This is a genomic window from Magnetospirillum sp. UT-4 (assembly GCF_902729435.1).
Classification (GTDB): domain Bacteria; phylum Pseudomonadota; class Alphaproteobacteria; order Rhodospirillales; family Magnetospirillaceae; genus Magnetospirillum.
This window is the reverse complement of the sequence record NZ_CACVCG010000057.1, coordinates 51,640-67,568: the sequence shown is the minus strand read 5'-3', so window position 1 is coordinate 67,568 and position 15,929 is coordinate 51,640. Positions and strand designations below refer to the sequence as shown.

General features: G+C 69.3%; 12 protein-coding genes. 6 read left to right on the top strand and 6 right to left on the bottom strand.

Going from position 1 to position 15,929, the window contains the following annotated elements; all coding sequences use genetic code 11:
• The first annotated feature begins 35 nt into the window (after nucleotides 1-35).
• From MTBUT4_RS09395 to MTBUT4_RS09385, 3 genes are read left to right on the top strand one after another with little or no spacing between them, the layout of a single operon-like run.
• On the top strand, nucleotides 36-1,097 hold the full coding sequence (locus MTBUT4_RS09395; protein ID WP_173979426.1) for a nucleotidyltransferase family protein: 1,062 nt from the start codon (nucleotides 36-38) through the stop codon (nucleotides 1,095-1,097).
• Nucleotides 1,094-1,789: a cytidylyltransferase domain-containing protein gene (locus MTBUT4_RS09390; protein WP_173979425.1), complete on the top strand. Its 696-nt coding sequence runs from the start codon at nucleotides 1,094-1,096 to the stop codon at nucleotides 1,787-1,789. Before MTBUT4_RS09395 ends, MTBUT4_RS09390 begins: the two co-directional genes overlap by 4 nt.
• Nucleotides 1,789-3,888, top strand: coding sequence for a DUF6044 family protein (locus tag MTBUT4_RS09385; RefSeq protein WP_173979424.1), 2,100 nt, complete (start codon nucleotides 1,789-1,791; stop codon nucleotides 3,886-3,888). The genes MTBUT4_RS09390 and MTBUT4_RS09385 overlap by 1 nt, the downstream gene beginning before the upstream one ends.
• On the opposite strand, the gene MTBUT4_RS09380 is transcribed toward MTBUT4_RS09385, so the two are convergent.
• Nucleotides 3,873-4,988, bottom strand: coding sequence for an SGNH/GDSL hydrolase family protein (locus MTBUT4_RS09380; protein WP_173979423.1), 1,116 nt, complete (start codon nucleotides 4,986-4,988; stop codon nucleotides 3,873-3,875). The two genes, MTBUT4_RS09385 and MTBUT4_RS09380, sit on opposite strands and share 16 nt — an antisense overlap.
• Nucleotides 4,989-5,117: 129 nt before the next feature.
• Between MTBUT4_RS09380 and MTBUT4_RS09375 the strand changes: the two genes are divergently transcribed.
• From MTBUT4_RS09375 to gmd, 3 genes are all read left to right on the top strand, one after another.
• Nucleotides 5,118-6,602 carry a B12-binding domain-containing radical SAM protein gene (locus MTBUT4_RS09375; protein WP_173979422.1) on the top strand — a complete coding sequence of 495 codons (1,485 nt, stop codon included), beginning with the start codon at nucleotides 5,118-5,120 and terminating at the stop codon, nucleotides 6,600-6,602.
• Between the two features lie 92 nt (nucleotides 6,603-6,694).
• A complete protein-coding gene (locus MTBUT4_RS09370; protein ID WP_173979421.1) occupies nucleotides 6,695-8,347 on the top strand; it encodes a methyltransferase domain-containing protein in 1,653 nt (550 codons plus the stop codon).
• 58 nt (nucleotides 8,348-8,405) lie between these two features.
• Nucleotides 8,406-9,455 carry a GDP-mannose 4,6-dehydratase gene (gene gmd, locus MTBUT4_RS09365; protein WP_173979420.1) on the top strand — a complete coding sequence of 350 codons (1,050 nt, stop codon included), beginning with the start codon at nucleotides 8,406-8,408 and terminating at the stop codon, nucleotides 9,453-9,455.
• Here the strand turns inward: gmd and MTBUT4_RS09360 are convergent, their stop codons facing one another.
• The 5 genes from MTBUT4_RS09360 to MTBUT4_RS09340 are packed head-to-tail and all read right to left on the bottom strand — an operon-like array spanning nucleotide 9,456 to nucleotide 15,879.
• Entirely contained in the window at nucleotides 9,456-10,409 is a 954-nt protein-coding gene (locus MTBUT4_RS09360) for a GDP-mannose 4,6-dehydratase (protein ID WP_173979419.1), read from the bottom strand.
• Nucleotides 10,410-10,413: 4 nt separating this feature from the next.
• Nucleotides 10,414-11,817, bottom strand: coding sequence for a mannose-1-phosphate guanylyltransferase/mannose-6-phosphate isomerase (locus MTBUT4_RS09355; RefSeq protein ID WP_173979418.1), 1,404 nt, complete (start codon nucleotides 11,815-11,817; stop codon nucleotides 10,414-10,416).
• A complete protein-coding gene (locus MTBUT4_RS09350) occupies nucleotides 11,814-12,740 on the bottom strand; it encodes an NAD-dependent epimerase/dehydratase family protein (RefSeq protein ID WP_173979417.1) in 927 nt (308 codons plus the stop codon). The genes MTBUT4_RS09355 and MTBUT4_RS09350 overlap by 4 nt, the downstream gene beginning before the upstream one ends.
• Nucleotides 12,737-13,723 carry a glycosyltransferase family 4 protein gene (locus MTBUT4_RS09345; protein ID WP_254434800.1) on the bottom strand — a complete coding sequence of 329 codons (987 nt, stop codon included), beginning with the start codon at nucleotides 13,721-13,723 and terminating at the stop codon, nucleotides 12,737-12,739. Before MTBUT4_RS09345 ends, MTBUT4_RS09350 begins: the two co-directional genes overlap by 4 nt.
• 2 nt (nucleotides 13,724-13,725) lie before the next feature.
• On the bottom strand, nucleotides 13,726-15,879 hold the full coding sequence (locus MTBUT4_RS09340) for a bi-domain-containing oxidoreductase (RefSeq protein ID WP_173979416.1): 2,154 nt from the start codon (nucleotides 15,877-15,879) through the stop codon (nucleotides 13,726-13,728).
• Nucleotides 15,880-15,929 lie beyond the last annotated feature (50 nt).

Below are 15,929 nucleotides of genomic sequence, written 5' to 3'. Positions count from 1 at the left end.
GGACGCCCCCCCGGGCGAGGCGCTAACGTCCGGCCATGACCCATTGGCAGAGCACCCTTCTTTCGTCGTCGGCGCCCATCGCCGAGGCCATTCGCATCATCGACGAATCGTCGAAGCAGATCTGTCTGGTGGTGGACGACCAGGGCCGCCTGCAGGGAACCGTCACCGACGGCGACATCCGCCGCGCCATCCTGCGCTCCCATCCCCTCGATCTGCCGGTCGAGCGGATCATGAACCGCACCCCCATCACCGCCCGCCCCGACGAGGACCGCGCCGCCCTGCTGGCCCGCATGAAGGCCCGCCGGGTGCATCAGCTGCCCATCGTCGCCGCCGACGGGCGCGTCGTCGGCCTGGCCGTGGTCGATGAGATGATGCAGGTGGACCAACGCGGACTCGACAACTGGGTGGTGCTGATGGCCGGCGGGCTGGGCATGCGCCTGCGCCCGCTGACCGAGGACACCCCCAAGCCGCTGTTGAAGGTCGGCAACCGGCCGCTGCTGGAGATCGCGCTGGAGGAGCTGGTGCGCCAGGGCTTCCGCCGCTTCTACGTCTCGGTCAACTATCTGGGCGAAAAGATCAAGGAGGCGCTGGGCGACGGCGCCCGCTGGGACGCCGACATCCGCTACCTGGACGAGACCAAGCGCATGGGCACCGCCGGCGCGTTGTCGCTGATCCCCGAGCCGCCCGAGGCGCCGGTGATGGTGATGAACGCCGACCTGCTGACCAAGCTCAACCTGAAAAGCCTGCTCGACTACCACCACGACCACCGGGCGGCGGCGACCATCGCGGTCAGGGATTACGAGTTCCAGGTCCCCTACGGCGTGGTGCGGGTCGACAACCAGCGCATCGTCGGCATCGACGAGAAGCCGCGCCAGCACTTCTTCGTCAATGCCGGCATCTACGTGCTGAACCCCGAGGTCATCGCCCGCATCCCCAGGGACAGCTTCGTCGATATGCCCGACGTGTTCGATGGCCTGATCCGGGACGGGCTGCCCACCGCCGCCTTCCCGCTGCGGGAATACTGGCTGGACATCGGCCGCATGAACGATTTCGACCAGGCCAACCGCGACGTCGAGCTGGAGTTCCCGGACCGATGAGGCGGCTTGCCACGGTGTGCGCCCGCGCCGGTTCGAAGGGGGCGCCCGACAAGAACATCCGCGTGGTGGGCGGCAAGCCGCTTCTGGCCCACGCGGTCGGCTGCGCGCTGGCCTCGGGGCTGTTCGACGCGGTGGCGGTCTCCAGCGATTCCGAGGCCTATCTGGAGATCGGCCGCCAGGCCGGCGCCGGCCACCTGATCCGGCGCCCGGCCGAGTTCGCCACCGACACCGCCGGAAAGATCCCGGCGATCCGCCATTGCATGCTGGAGGTGGAGGCCGCCACCGGCGGGCCCTTCGACATCGTGGTCGATCTGGACGTCACCACGCCCCTGCGCGCGCCGGACGACATCGCCGGCGCCGTGGCGCTGCTGGAGCGCGAACGGCCGCTGACCGTGCTGTCGGCCAACGAGGCGCGCAAGTCGCCCTATTTCAACCTGGTCGAGGTGGACGGGCGGGGCCGGGCGGCCCTGTCGAAGCCCACCGGGACGGCCATCAAGGCCCGCCAGGCCGCGCCCCGGGTGTGGGAGCTGAACGGCGCCGTCTATGTCTGGTGGCGTCACGCTTTGATGGATCACGAGATGGGCCTGACCCCCGACACCCTGATCCACGAGATGCCGGCCGAGCGCGGCTGGGACATCGACAGCGAACTGGACTTCGCCTTCGTCGAATTCCTGTTCCAGCGGCGGCGATGATGACCCGGGCGGCGGCGCTTTCGCGGCGCGAGATCGTCGTCGTCGCCGCGCTCTGTCTGTGGTCCGCCGCCTTCTTCCTCATCCTGGGCGAAAGCTCGTTCGTGCTCAGCCGCAACGAGGCGGCCGGCGCGGTGGCGCAGTTGCTGGCCCACCGCTGGGAGGCCAACGCCACCAGCTTCTGGGCCTCCTACGCCTCGGCCGGCAACGACGTGCTGGCCATGGGCAAGGCGCCCTGGCTGGCCCGCCTGCTGTTCGCCCACGTGCCGGGCTGGGTCGCCTATGTGGCGCTGCACCTGCTGCAGAACGCCGCCGCGGTGGCCGGCACCTACCTGCTGGCCCGTCATCCGCTGGGCCTGGGCCGCACCGGCGCCACCTTCGCGGCGGTGTCGGTGGGTGCCGCCGTCAGCCTGGCCGGGCTTTACCTGGGCGCCGTCCACCTGATCCCCCTGCTGATCGTGGCGATGCGGATGCCGGTCGAGCGGCCGCGCAGCCCCCTGGCCTGGGCGGTGGCCATGGTCGTCACGGGGCTGTACGCCCATCTGTGCGTGGTCAACTACCTGTTCGTGTTTCCCGCCGCCTTCGCCGTGCTGTGGTTCGCCGTGGCCGAGCGGCTCGCCGACTGGCGGCGGTGGATCCCCGTCCTCGTCCTGTGTCTGCTGATGCACCTGCTGCGCTGGCAGGACGTGCTGGCCCTGGCCTACACCGTCCCGCTGTCGGACCGGGTCGATAAGCCGATGTTCGACACGACGTTGTGGCAGGCGCTGGTCGAGGGGGTGCAGTTCACCATCGCCGCCTGCCTGCACCCCGGCAACGCGGTGGTGGTGCTGCCTTACCCCTACATCACGGTCCACAAGATCCTGGTGGTGATGATTGCCGTCCTGGTGTGGTTCGCCCCGCGTACCGGCGCGCTGCGGCGCTCGCTGGCCCTGGGCGCCGCGGTGCTGGCGGTGCAGGCGGTGCTGCCCTTCGCGGCCAAGGCGGCGGGAACGGTGGTGGCGGCGGCCAATACCTTCAGCGCCAACAAGCTGGTCGAGTTCTTCCTGTTCCCGGCGGCGCTGGCGGCGGGAGCCATCGTCGATGGGATGGCGGGCCGGTGGGGCCGGGTGGCGCGCTGGGCGCCGGCGGCCCTGCTGGCGGCAACCACCCTGGGCAACGGCGCCTATGCCACTCACCAGTGGCTGACCCAGGGCAGCTGGCGCCACATCTTCGGCAGCCCGGTGATCGCGGCCCTGGCCGAGCGGGTCCATGCTTCCGGCGAGCCGGCGCGGGTGGCCTCGTTCCGCATGTACGACGACTACGTCCAGGCCTATGGGCTGGATTCGGTGGGCGGCTACCATGTCATGGTGCCCAACCGCTTCTTCAAGTTCTGGCTGTCCATGTCGGCCGCCGAGATGGAGGCCGACCCCTCGCTGCGGACCATGCACAGCGACGGAGCCACCTTCTATTTCGGCGTGGTCGGGGCGCAGCGCGACGATCAGGCCGAGCGCCGCTTCGGCGAGCGCTACAACCTCGCCATGCTGTCGCTGATGAACATGCGCTACGTGCTGTCGCGCGACCGCCTGACCGACCCGGAGTTCCGTCAGCTGGAGCTGTCGGACCCGAAGCGGCCATGGAGCGACCTGTCGGCGCGCGAGAAGCTGGCGATCAACGCCCGGGCCAATCTCAGCGGGCGCACCCACCTTTACGTCTACGAGAACACCCGGGCGCTGCCGCGGTTCTTCCTCGCCCAGGCGCTGGTGCCGGTCGCTTCCGCCGACGAGATCAATGCGCGGCTGTCGACCGAGCCGCTGGAGACGCTGAGCCGGCAGATCTACGTGGCGCGCGGCGACCTGCCGCCGGGAGCCGGGATGCGCCAATTCACCGGCACCGGAACCGTGACCCCGGTGGCGGTCGGCGGCGACCGGGTCGAGTTGGACGTCGCCCTGGACGGCCCGGCCCTGCTGTTCGCCTCCAACGCCCATTCGCCGTTCTGGCGCTGCGCCGCCGACGGGGCGGAGATACCCGTCCTGCCCGGCCACGGCGCCTTCTGGGCGATGGAGCTGCCGGCCTCGGCCGGGCGGGTCAGCTGCGCCTACCGCCCCCCCTACCGGCCGGGCTGAGGCAGGTCGAGAGCGCCATAGATCTCCTCGGCGATGCGGCGGTTGAAGGCCGAGGAATAGTGGACCGTATCGACGTACATGGGCGCGTCGATGGCCAGATCGGCCAGCCACAGCACATCGGCCAGGCCACCCGCCGCGCGGGTGGCGGCCAGGCGCTGGTAGGCCTGCCCGGAGCGGGTATGCTTGCCGATGCCGGCCTTGAAGAAGTCCAGCGGCACCGTGCCTCGGGCCGGGTCGTAGCGGTAGGTCGGAACCGGCTGCTGCACGAACAGCATGCGGATCCCGAATTCGCGCCCGACCGCCGCCAGCATGCGCCGGTTGTTGCTCAGCCGGGTGATGGCGGGTCCGACCTCGTCCACCTCGACCGGCGCGACCGTCGCCGATGCGGGTGCCGGCGAGGCCGGCAGGAAGCGGCGCGCCAGCTGGCCCAGCAGATCGATGGTATAGGAGTATTTGGCGGCGGCGCGCACGATCTCGCGGGCGTGGTCGGCGGCGGTGGGGTTGAAATTGTGCTCGATCTGGTCGGAGGCGCCCGACCGGTCCGGCACCTCGGCATAGTGGAAGTCGTTGAGGCCGTCGATGAACACCGCCACGCCGGGGATGTGGCCGGCGTTGAGCATCTGCAGGAAGCGCACCCGCTCGGGCGTCGAATAGTACGAGGCGGCGCCGAAATTGTGCACCCGCCAGCCGGCGTGGCCGTTCTCGCGCAGGACCTGCTCCAGGTGGGCGGGGATGGTCTCGTGGTTGAGGACGCCGTAGCCGAACGTGGTCGAGCCGCCGAACACGTAGATGCTGGACGGGCCAGCGGTCAGCGCCTCCTCGGCAGCGGTATTGGACCGGCGTCCGTCGGCATTGACCACCAGGTGCCGGCCGCGCACCGGGCGCTCCATGTATTCGGCGAACGGCAGGTAGGCCACCGGCCGGCCCTCCTCGAGCAGCGCGGTCTTCAAGTCCGGCCAGCGGTCGCCATAGACCTGTTGCAGGAAGGCGTCGGTGAAGCGATGCGAGGCCCGCTTCTCCAGCAGATACCACGACACCGCCTCCGACAGCCCCCATAGCAGGGTCAGCACCGCCACATTGACGAGGATGATCTTCTTCATGGTCCGCCCCGACCGGAGCGTTGGCGTTGCCCCGGAGAAAGCCGGACAATGCCACTTCCCGGGATTCTCGACAAGCCGAACACGGTTGCGTTAATGTGCATTGCAACGAGTAGATGCCCAGAGCAAGACATGCGCATTCTTATCATCAATCCCCCTGCCGAAAATACGGTTATTGAAAATCCCGACGAGCAGGGTGAGGAGTTCCTTGAAGCGGACTCCTTCGGAGCGTTCCCGCCACTTGGCGCGCTCTACGTTCTGACCTATCTGGAACAGAACACCCAGGGCCATCAATTCTATTTCAAGGACTGCGTCGCCGAACGCACACGCTATCCGGAACTTCGCCGTTACATCGAGGAGGTGCGCCCCGATGTGGTCGGCATCACCTCCTTCACCATCGGCCTGGTCGATGTGATGAAGGTCGCCGGGATGTGCCGCGAGGTGAACCCGGCCGTTCACCTGTGCCTGGGCGGCCACCATCCCATCGCCTACCCCAAGGAGGCGTCCGAGCTTCCCCTGTTCGACAGCATCGTCGTCGGCGAGGGCGAGATCGTGTTCACCGAACTGGTGAAGTGCCTGGAGAAGGGCGCGGATTTCACCCATATCCGCGGTGTCTACACCCGCGACTCCATCAAGCCGTTCCTGGCCAATCCGACCACCGACAAGCGGTTCCTGGCCCGCGTCTCGGTGCCCGCCGCCTATGTGGACGACATCGACGCGCTGCCGGTGGTGGACCGCAAGTACATCCGCCAGAACAAATATTACAACATCATCGGCTCCAGCGACGACCTCGCCACCATCATCTCGTCGCGCGGCTGCCCGTACCGCTGCACCTTCTGCGACGTGCCGATCAAGAGCTACCGCGAGCGCAGCCCGGCCGCCGTCTGCGACGAGATCGAGCAGTGCCTGGCCATGGGCTACAAGGAATTCCGCTTCTACGACGACCTGTTCAACATCAACGACAAGAAGGTCATCGCCTTCTGCGACGAGTTGGACCGCCGGGGCCTGAGGATCACCTGGGATTTCCGCGGCCGCGTCAACATGGTCACCCGCGAATCGCTGCGGCGCGCCAAGGCCAGCGGCCTGCGCATGATCTCGTTCGGCGTCGAGACCGGCTCGGACGAGGGCCTCAAGCACCTGCGCAAGGGCACCAACACCCAGAAGGTGAGGGACGCCTTCAAGTGGTGCCGCGAGTTCGGCATCCTCACCGTGGCCGATTACATCATCGGCCTGCCGTTCGAGAAGACGGTGGCCGACGTCAAGCGCAACATCGACTTCCTTGTCGGGCTCGACCCCGACTACGCCCAGGTCTCGATCCTCAAGCTCTATCCCAATACCGAGATCTACGACCAGGCGGTCGCCGCCGGGGTGGTGGCCGAGGGGCGCTGGCAGGAATTCGCCCGCAACCCGACCAAGGGCTTCGTGGTCGATCACTGGCACCAGCACCTGGATCACCAGGCCCTGGCGAAGCTGCAGAAATGGGCCTATCGGCGCTTCTACTTCCGGCCGCGCTACATCGCCCGCAGCGTCTTCCAGACCCGCTCGCGCCACCAGTTCCTGTCCAAGGCGAAGGGCGCGCTGAAGCTGATCCAGACCAACATCCGGACGGCGGGATAATGGCTTTTGCCATCACCGGAACCGGGTGCTAAACCTACCGCGCCGAACGAAAAGCGCGCCGGCCATCGGCGCCGGCGTGTGAAAGTCCAAGCATGGCCGCCCAGAAAACGCTGATCTTCACCGCCACCTACAACGAGCGCACCAACATCGATCTGCTGCTGGGACGCATCTTCGCCCTCGATCCCGAGTTCGAAGTGCTGGTGGTCGATGACAATTCGCCCGACGGCACCGGTCGGCATCTCGACGAGATGGCCGCCGCCAATCCGCGCCTGCACGTGGTCCACCGCCCCGGCAAGCTGGGCCTGGGCACCGCCCACCAGCTGGCCATGGTCCATGCCGTCCAGCACGATTACGACCGCCTGGTCACCATGGATGCCGACCTGTCGCACGATCCGGCCGAAATCCCGGCCCTGCTGGCGGCGCTGGAGGACTCGGATTTCGTCATCGGCTCGCGCTACGCGGCCGGCGGCTCCAGCGATTACGAGGGCTACCGCAAGTTCCTCAGCGTCTGCGCCAACACGCTGGCCTACACCCTGCTGCGGGTGCCGGTGCACGAGTTCACCACCTCGTTCCGGGCCTTCCGCGTCGCCATGCTGCGCTCGCGCCGCTGCGCCAAGCTGAAGGCCCAGGGCTATTCCTATTTCATGGAGACGGTGTTCCGGCTGCACCGCGCCGGCTTCCGCATGCGGGAGGTGCCGATCCAGTTCCGCGACCGCCATTCCGGGGTGTCCAAGATCCCGAAATGGGAAATCATCAACGGTGTCGCCAAGCTGCTGCGGCTGACCGCCTCGTCCTGGTTCGGCAGCAAGGAATTCGTGGCGGCGCCCGAGGTCGAGGGCCGCTGCTACGCCTGCGGCTCGACCTACCTGAACCAGGTGCATGCCCCCAGCGAGTCCCGCGCCTCGACCGAGGCCGACACCTTCCGCTGCTCCAGCATGGGCCATTCCAGCACCCCGCGCGTGGTCCTGTGCCTGCAATGCGGGCTGATGCAGGTGCCGGCGGCGGACCAGCCGCCGCAGCTGGCGGATTTGTACGCCGATGTCGAGGACCCGCTGTACCTGGCCAACCGGGCCGCCCGCGAGGTCAACTTCGCCTTCACCTTCGACCGCATCGCGCCGCACCTGCCCAAATCCGGCGCGCTGCTGGACGTCGGCGCCTATTGCGGCCTGTTCGTCGCCGAGGCGAAACGGCGCGGCTGGGACGCCGAAGGGGTCGATCCGTCGCGCTGGGCGTCGCGCATGGCCGCCGAGCAGGTGGGCGTCACCGTCCACCAGGGCACCCTGGACAGCGCCGCCACCGCGCTGAAGCCGCCCTACGACGTGGTCACCACCTGGGACGTGCTGGAACATGTCGCCGACCCCCTGGGGTATCTCGCCCAGATCAACCGCCTGCTGAAGGACGGCGGCGTGGTGGCGCTGTCCACCCTGGACGCCGGCTCGGATTTCGCCCGCCTGCTGGGGCGACGCTGGCCGTGGCTGATGGACATGCACATCTTCTACTTCACCCGCCCGCTGCTGCGCCGCTGGCTCGAGCAATCGGGCTTCGAGGTGCTGATGCTCGAGGATTACCGCCATTACGCCACCGTCCCCTATCTGTGGGAGAAGGCGGCGGCGCTGCTGCCCGGGGTCCTGGGCCGGGCCGCCGCCGGATTCGGCCGCCTGTTCCCCAAGAGCTGGGTGATCCCGGTGAGCTTCGGCGACGTGGTCCTGGTGGTGGCGCGCAAGCGGGTGGCCGGCCTCAGTTGACATTTGCGGCGCGCTCCCATAACCCTTCGCGACACTGTTGTCACAAGGCGCATTGCGGATGTCCCAGAGAGTTGCCCTGATCACCGGCATCACCGGTCAGGACGGTGCCCACCTCGCCGAACTGCTGCTCGAGAAGGGCTATGTGGTGCACGGTCTGCGCCGACGGTCGTCGTCGTTCAACACCGGCCGGGTCGATCACCTCTACCACGACCCGCACGAATCGGGGCGGCCGCTGACCCTGCATTACGGTGATCTCACCGACGCCACCAACCTGGTGCGGGTGATCCAGGAGACCCAGCCGGACGAGATCTACAACCTGGCCGCCCAGAGCCACGTGCAGGTCAGCTTCGAGACCCCGGAATACACTGCCAACGCCGACGCCATCGGCACCCTGCGCCTGCTGGAGGCGATCCGCATCCTCGGCATGGGCGACAGGGTGCGGTTCTACCAGGCCTCCACCTCCGAGCTGTTCGGCAAGGTCCAGGAGACGCCCCAGCGCGAGACCACCCCGTTCTATCCGCGCAGCCCCTATGCGGCGGCCAAGCTGTATGCCTACTGGATCACCGTGAACTACCGCGAGGCCTATGGTTTCCACGCCTCCAACGGCATCCTGTTCAACCACGAGGGGCCGATCCGCGGCGAGACCTTCGTCACCCGCAAGATCACCCGCGCCGTCGCCGCCATCATCGGCGGCCGCCAGCAGAAGCTGTTCCTCGGCAACATCGACGCCAAGCGCGACTGGGGCCACGCCCGCGACTATGTCCGCGGCATGTGGATGATGATGCAGCAGGACAAGCCCGATGACTTCGTGCTGGCCACCGGCGAGGCCCACAGCGTGCGCGAATTCGTCGAGTTGGCCTTCCGCCATGTGGGTATCGACCTGGAATGGCGGGGCTCGGGAGTCGAGGAGCAGGGCGTCGATGCCAAGACCGGCCGCGTGCTGGTGGAGATCGACCCCAAGTACTTCCGCCCCACCGAAGTCGACCTGCTGCTGGGCGATCCGGCCAAGGCCCGCTCGGTGCTGGGCTGGAGCCACACCATCAGCTTCCAGGAGCTGGTGGCCGAGATGATGGAAGCCGACCTCAAGGCCGCCGGCCGCCGGCAGTGATCAGAACAGATTGCCCGTCGCCTCGTGTTCGATCAGGCGGCGGACGATTCCGGGCATGGCGGTCTCGGCCCGCCAGTCCAGCACCTCGGTTGTGCGCCGCACGTCGGCCATGCTGCAGGTGACGTCGGTCGGCCGCACCAGCCCGGCCGAGGCATCCACATGGTCGCGCCAGTCGAGGCCGAAGGACGAGAACGCCTCGTCCAGATAGGCGCGCAGGGTGGCGGTGTGGCCGGTGGCGATGACCAGGTCCTCGGGCCGCTCCATCCCCAGCATCCGCTGCATCCCCACCACGATTTCCGGTGCCCAGCCCCAGTCGCGGGCGACGTCCAGGTTGCCCAGAGACAGACGCTCGCCCGAGCCGCCGGCGATGCGGGCGGCGGTGATGACGATCTTGCGGCTGACGTAACGCGGCGCATGCAGCGGCGATTCGTGGTTGAACAGGATGCCGGTCACCGCGAACAGCCCATAGGCCTGGCGGTAATTGGTCACCGTCCAAGTGGCGGCGGCCTTGGCCACCGCATAGGGGCTGGGCGGAAAGAACGGCGAGTTCGGGCCGCACGGCGCATCGACGGTGCCGAAGCATTCGGACGATCCCGCATGGAACAGGCGGGCGGCGGGCAGGTCGGTGCGCATGGCCTCCAGCACCGCCACCGTCGGGGCGACGATGCTGGCGATGGTTTCGGCCGGACGCTCGAACGACACCGAGACCGAGCTTTGCGCCGACAGCAGATAGATCTGGTCGGGGCGCAGATCGGCAAGCAGTGCCCGCACCGCCGCGGGATCGGCGGGGTCCAGCCGGACCAGCTCGGGCGCCACCCCCAGCCGGTCGAGGCTGTCGCGCGCCTCGGCCGCCGGCCGCCGCGAGGTGCCCCAGACACCCATCCCCAACCCCGCCAGATGGCGGGCGAGATAGGCGCCGTCCTGACCGGAAACGCCGATGATCAGGGCCTTCATGCCGTCACCGTCCGTATTCGTCCTCGATGCGGACGATGTCGTCCTCGCCCACATACTCGCCCGACTGCACCTCGATCATCCTGAGCATCACCCGGCCCGGATTCTCCAGGCGATGCACGGTCCCGGCCGGGATGAAGGTGGATTCGTTCTCGCGCAGGATGAAGGTCTCGGTGCCGCAGGTGACCTGGGCGGTGCCGGTGACCACCACCCAATGCTCCGAGCGGTGCCAGTGCTTCTGCAGGGAGAGCTTGGCCCCCGGATTGACGCCGATGTGCTTGACCCGGTAGCGGTAGCCGTCGTCGATGGTCTGGAACCAGCCCCAGGGCCGCCAGGTCCGGGTGCCGGCCTGGGCCTCGGCCCGGCCCCTGGCCTTCAGGGTCTCGACGATCTTCTTGACGTCCTGGTCATGGGCCTTGTCGGCCACCAGCACGGCGTCGTCGGTGGCCACCACCACCAGGTCGCGCACCCCCAGGGTCGCCACCAGGTGATGGTCGCTGCGGACATAGGACCCGGCGGTGTCGATGGCCAGCACGTCGCCCACCAGCACGTTGCCCTCGGCATCGGGGCCGGTCTGCTGCCACAGGGCGGTCCACGAGCCGATGTCCGACCACCCCATGTCCACCGGCATGACGGCGGCGCGGTCGGTGTGCTCCATCACCGCGTAGTCGATGCTTTGGCCGCGGATGGCGGCGAAGGGCGCCTCGGCCAGGCGGAAGAAGAACAGATCGCCCGATCCCTCGGCCAGGGCGGCGCGGGACCGCTCCACCATCTCCGGTTCGCGCCGGCCCAGCTCGTCCAGATACAGCCGGGCGGGAAACAGGAAGATGCCGCTGTTCCAGTAGTGATCGCCCCCGGCCACATAACCTTCGGCGGTGGCGCGGTCGGGCTTCTCGACGAAGCGCTCCACCGCGAAACCGTCGCCGAGGCCGGGGCCGCGCTTGATGTAGCCGTAGCCGGTATGGGGCTCGGTGGGCTGGATGCCGAAGGTCACCAGGCGGCCGTCGCGGGCCAGCGGTACCGCCGCCGCCACGGCGCGGCGGAAGGCATCGAGATCGCGGATCTGGTGGTCGGACGGCATCACCAGCAGCAACGCGTCGGGCTCGGCCTCGGCCAGGATGGCGGCCACCGCCGCCGCCGGCGCGGTGTTGCGCCCGACCGGCTCGATGACGATGCCCCGGGGCTCGCGTCCCATCTCGCGCAGCTGCTCGGCGACAATGAAGCGGTGCTCCTGGTTGCACACCACCACCGGGCGGCCGGGCACCCGCTCGACGGTCTGCTGAAGCAGGGTCTGTTCGCCGGCCAGGGGCAGCAGCTGCTTGGGGCGCAGTTCCCGCGACAGCGGCCACAGACGGGTGCCGGCGCCGCCGGACAGGATGACGGGGATGACGCTGTCGGGAATGGTGGTCATGACCTCTCTCGGAACACGGCGGTCATGCGGGCGAGGCCCGCGGCAAGGGAAAGCGGCGGCTGCCAGCCTAAGGCCCGCAGGGGGGCATCGTCCACTGTCAACGACCCCAGCAGGCGCGCCACCGCCGCGCCGCGGCCGAGACCGGCGCCGCCCAGCCGCAGCAGGGCCGGCGGAACCGGCAGCAGGCGCGGCCGCACGCCCAGGCCGGCGGCCAGCAGACGCATCAGTTGCGATGTCGAAACATCCTCGCCGTCGCGCACCAGGACCGGGCCGGTGGCGTCGGAGTCCAGCAGGAAGCCGGCGGCATCGGCCAGATTGTCGAGGCCGACCAGCGAGCGGCGATTGTCGACGGCCCCCAGCGGCAGCGGCCAGCCGCGGGCCAGCACCCGCATCAGCGCCGCCAGATTACCCTTGGCGCCGGGGCCGTGGACCAGCGGCGGACGCAGGATCACCACCGCCATGGACCCGCCCAGGGCCGCCAGCCCGGCCTCGGCCTCGGCCTTGGCGATGCCGTAGGGATCGACGGGGGCCGGCGGATCGTCGGCGCGGAAGGGGCGGCCAGGGGCGGTGGCCTCGCCGTTGACCTTGATGGAGCTCATGAACAGGAAGCGCCGCACCCCGGCCGCCTCGGCCTGCTCGGCCAGACGCAGGGTGCCGTCGCAATTGATCCGGCGGAACACCGCCAAGGGGTCGGCTTCGCTCTCGTCCATGACATGGGCGCGGGCGGCCAGGTGGACCACCGCCTCGCACCCCTCCAGCGCCGCGCTCCACTGTGTATCGGGGCCGAGATCGCCCACCAGCCGGGTCTCCAGGTCCGGGACCGGCCGCCGTGCCGCCGCCACCACCTGATGCCCCCGCGCCGCCAAGGCGCGGCAGATGGCGGGGCCGACGAAGCCGGTGGCACCGGTGACCAGAACCCTCATGCCGGCCTCCGGCGCGACCAAACCTGCATCACCGCCAGCATGGCGGCGGTGACCAGCAGGGCTCCGGCGACGCCCTCCCACGTCCGCCCCGACGACGCCAGCAGCGCGCAGGCGATCAGCAGGGCATTGCCGCTGGCCACCAGCCCGGCCACCTGGTCGTGGCGTTTGCCGCCCTGCACGGCGCGCTGGTAGAAATGCTTCCTGTGGGCCTGCCACACCTTTTCGCCGGCCAGGGCGCGGCGGCTGATGGTGATGGTGGCATCGGCGACGTAATAGGCGGGCAGGATCAAGGCGGCGGCCAGATGGCCGGACAAGGCCAGCTGCAGCAGCAGCCCGCCCAGCACGTAGCCGAACGGTACGCTGCCGGAATCACCCAGGAACAGTTTGGCCGGATGCCAGTTGAAAAGCAGGAAGGCGCCGCCCACCGCCGCCACCACCAGGGAAGGCGGCGCCAGCGGCGATCCCGCGACCAGGGCGATGCCGAGCCCCAGCGACACGGTCTCCACGCCGGTGATGCCGTCGATGCCGTCCATGAAATTGTAGAGGTTGACGAACCACAGCCACGCCAGCCCGGCCAGCAGCCGGTCGGCCCAGACCGGCACCGCCCCGCCCAGCACCAACGCGTCGCCCGGCAGCAGGGCCAGCCCGACCGCCACGGCGACGGCGTGGGACAGCAGGCGCGGCAGCGGCGCCAGCCCAACGCGGTCGTCCCACCAGGAAATGCCCAGCAGGGCCAGCGCGCCCAGGCCCAGCACCATCAGCGGCGTGCCCCAGCCGGCGGCCAGCACCAGCGCCGCCATCACCGGCGTGGTCGCCAGCCCACCGCCGCGCGGGGTGGGAAGGGCGTGGCTGGAGCGTTCGTTGGGATGGTCGAGGATCTGGCGGGCGTGCAGCCAGGCCAGCACGCGGCGGGTGGCCAGCACCGTCAGGGCGCCGGCGGCCACCGCCAGCGGCAGGCCATGGGCGACGGCGCCGTCGATCACGGTCAGCCGTCCAGGCTGACGCGGCGGCCGTCGCGCAAGGAGTCGAGCACGGCGATGGTGGCCAGGCTGGTTTCCACCAGCTCCGCCTCGTCGGCCGGAAGCGGCCCGCCCTTGACGGCGGCGACGAAGGCCTCCAGCTCGGCGCGGTGGCCCTTGTCCTGGCCCAGCGCCTTCTCGACCTTGGACTTTCCGCCCTGGGCCACCGTCAGGGTCAGGAAATTGTCGATGGTGATGACCGTTCCGCCGGCGAAACACTCGAAGCGTTCCTTGGAGTACGAGGTATCGCCCAGCGCCGTGTAGACGATGGTGGCGAGGCTGCCATCGGTGAAGGACAGCGTCACGGTGAGATCATCGCAGCCGCCATGGCTGACCGCCGCGGCGTCGGCCTGGACGGAGGCGATGGGACCGCCGACAAGCATGCGGGCGAGATCGACGAAGTGGCAGACCTCGCCCAGGATGCGCCCGCCCCCTTCCTCGGCGGCATTGACCCAGCTTTCGGGGGGCAGCGCCCCGGCATTGACCCGCAGCACCAGCATCTTCGGCCCCGCATGGCGGGCGAGGTGGTCGCGGGCCTTGAGGCTCATGGGGGCGAAGCGGCGGTTGAAGCCGATGGTGAAGAACCCGGCCGAGCCCTCGCGCGCCCGGATCACCCGGTTGAGCTGGTCGCGGTCCAGGGCCAGCGGTTTTTCCACGATCACCGCCTTGCCGGCTTCGAGGCAGCGGGCGGTCAGCTCGGCGTGGTTGGAATGGCGAGTGGCCACCAGCACCGCGTTGACCGAGGGATCGGCCAGCAGCTCGTCGACGCTGGTGGTGGCCCGGGCGAAGGCGAAGGCCCCTTGCGCGTGCTCGGCGGTCTGGCCACGGGTGGTGCAGATGGCGCGGAACTCGACGCCCGGGACCCGCTTCAGTTCCGGCAGCAGAACGGTGCGGGCGAAATTGCCGGCGCCGATGACCCCCAGGCCGCAGGTCCCGGGCGCCACCTTGGGCGCGGCGAAGACCGGGCGGGGCGGGGCCGGCGCGAATTCGGCATAGGTCAGCACCACCCCCAGCGACGGCTCATGGCCCTCGGTGACCAGGGTATAGGCGGTCTCGGCGGCGTCGAAGGCGAAGCGGTGGGTGATCAGGGCGCCCACATCCAGCCGATGGGCCAGGGACGGGCTCATCAGCCGCACGCATTCGCGCAGGTTCTCGGTCTCGGTCCAGCGCACCCAGCCGGCCGGGTATTTCAGGCCGCGGCCCTCGAAATCCTCGTCATAGCGGCCCGGGCCGTAGGAGCGCGACACCACCAGCTCCAGTTCCTTCTTCATGAAGGCGGCGTAGGAGAACTCGGTGCCGGTCTTGCCCACCAGCACGATACGGGCGCGGTCGCGCGCCAAAGCGGCGGCGGTCTCCAGCGGCTCCGAGGACTCGGTGGCGGCGGCCACCAGCACCGAATCGGCGCCCAGGCCGCCGGACAGGGCGAACACCGCTTCCGCCAGGCCGGCTTCGCCCAGGCGCCAGGTCAGCTCGGCGCCGGATCGGGCGGCCAGGGCCAGTCGTTCCGGGTTGACATCGACGGCGACGACGCGGGCACCGGCGACGCTCAGCAGCTGCACCGCCATCTGCCCGACCAGACCGACACCGAGGACCACCACCACGTCGCCCAGCTGGACGCGGGTGTTGCGGACCCCGGCCAGGGCGATGGCGCCCAAGGTGCCGAAGCAGGCCTGGTCATAGGGGACGTCGTCGGGGATGGCGGCGACCAGATTGCGCGGCACCACGTTGAGTTCGGCGTGGTTGGCCAGCCCGGCCCCGGCCATGGCGACGCGCTGGCCGACCTGGAACAGGCCCTCGATTCCGGCGCCCACCGCCACCACCTCGCCGGCGGCGGAATAGCCCAGCGGCAGCGGCTCGTCCAGGCGCGCCATCACCGCCTTGAAGGTGGAGAGCACCCCGTCGCGCTTGGCCTTGTCCAGCACCTTGCGCACCAGGTCGGGGCGTTCCTTGGCCTTGCCGGCCAGGCTTTTCTTGGCGAAATCGATGACCATCCGCTCGGTGCCGGCGGAAATCAGCGAGGCGCGGGTGCGCACCAGGACGCAGCCGGACTTCACGCGCGGCTCGGGCACCTCTTTCAACGCGAGCTTGCCGGTGCGGGCGCTCTGGATGACCTGTTTCATTGGAATTTGCCCCTCGGCACGACCACGGGCTATATACGGTCATCTACCGC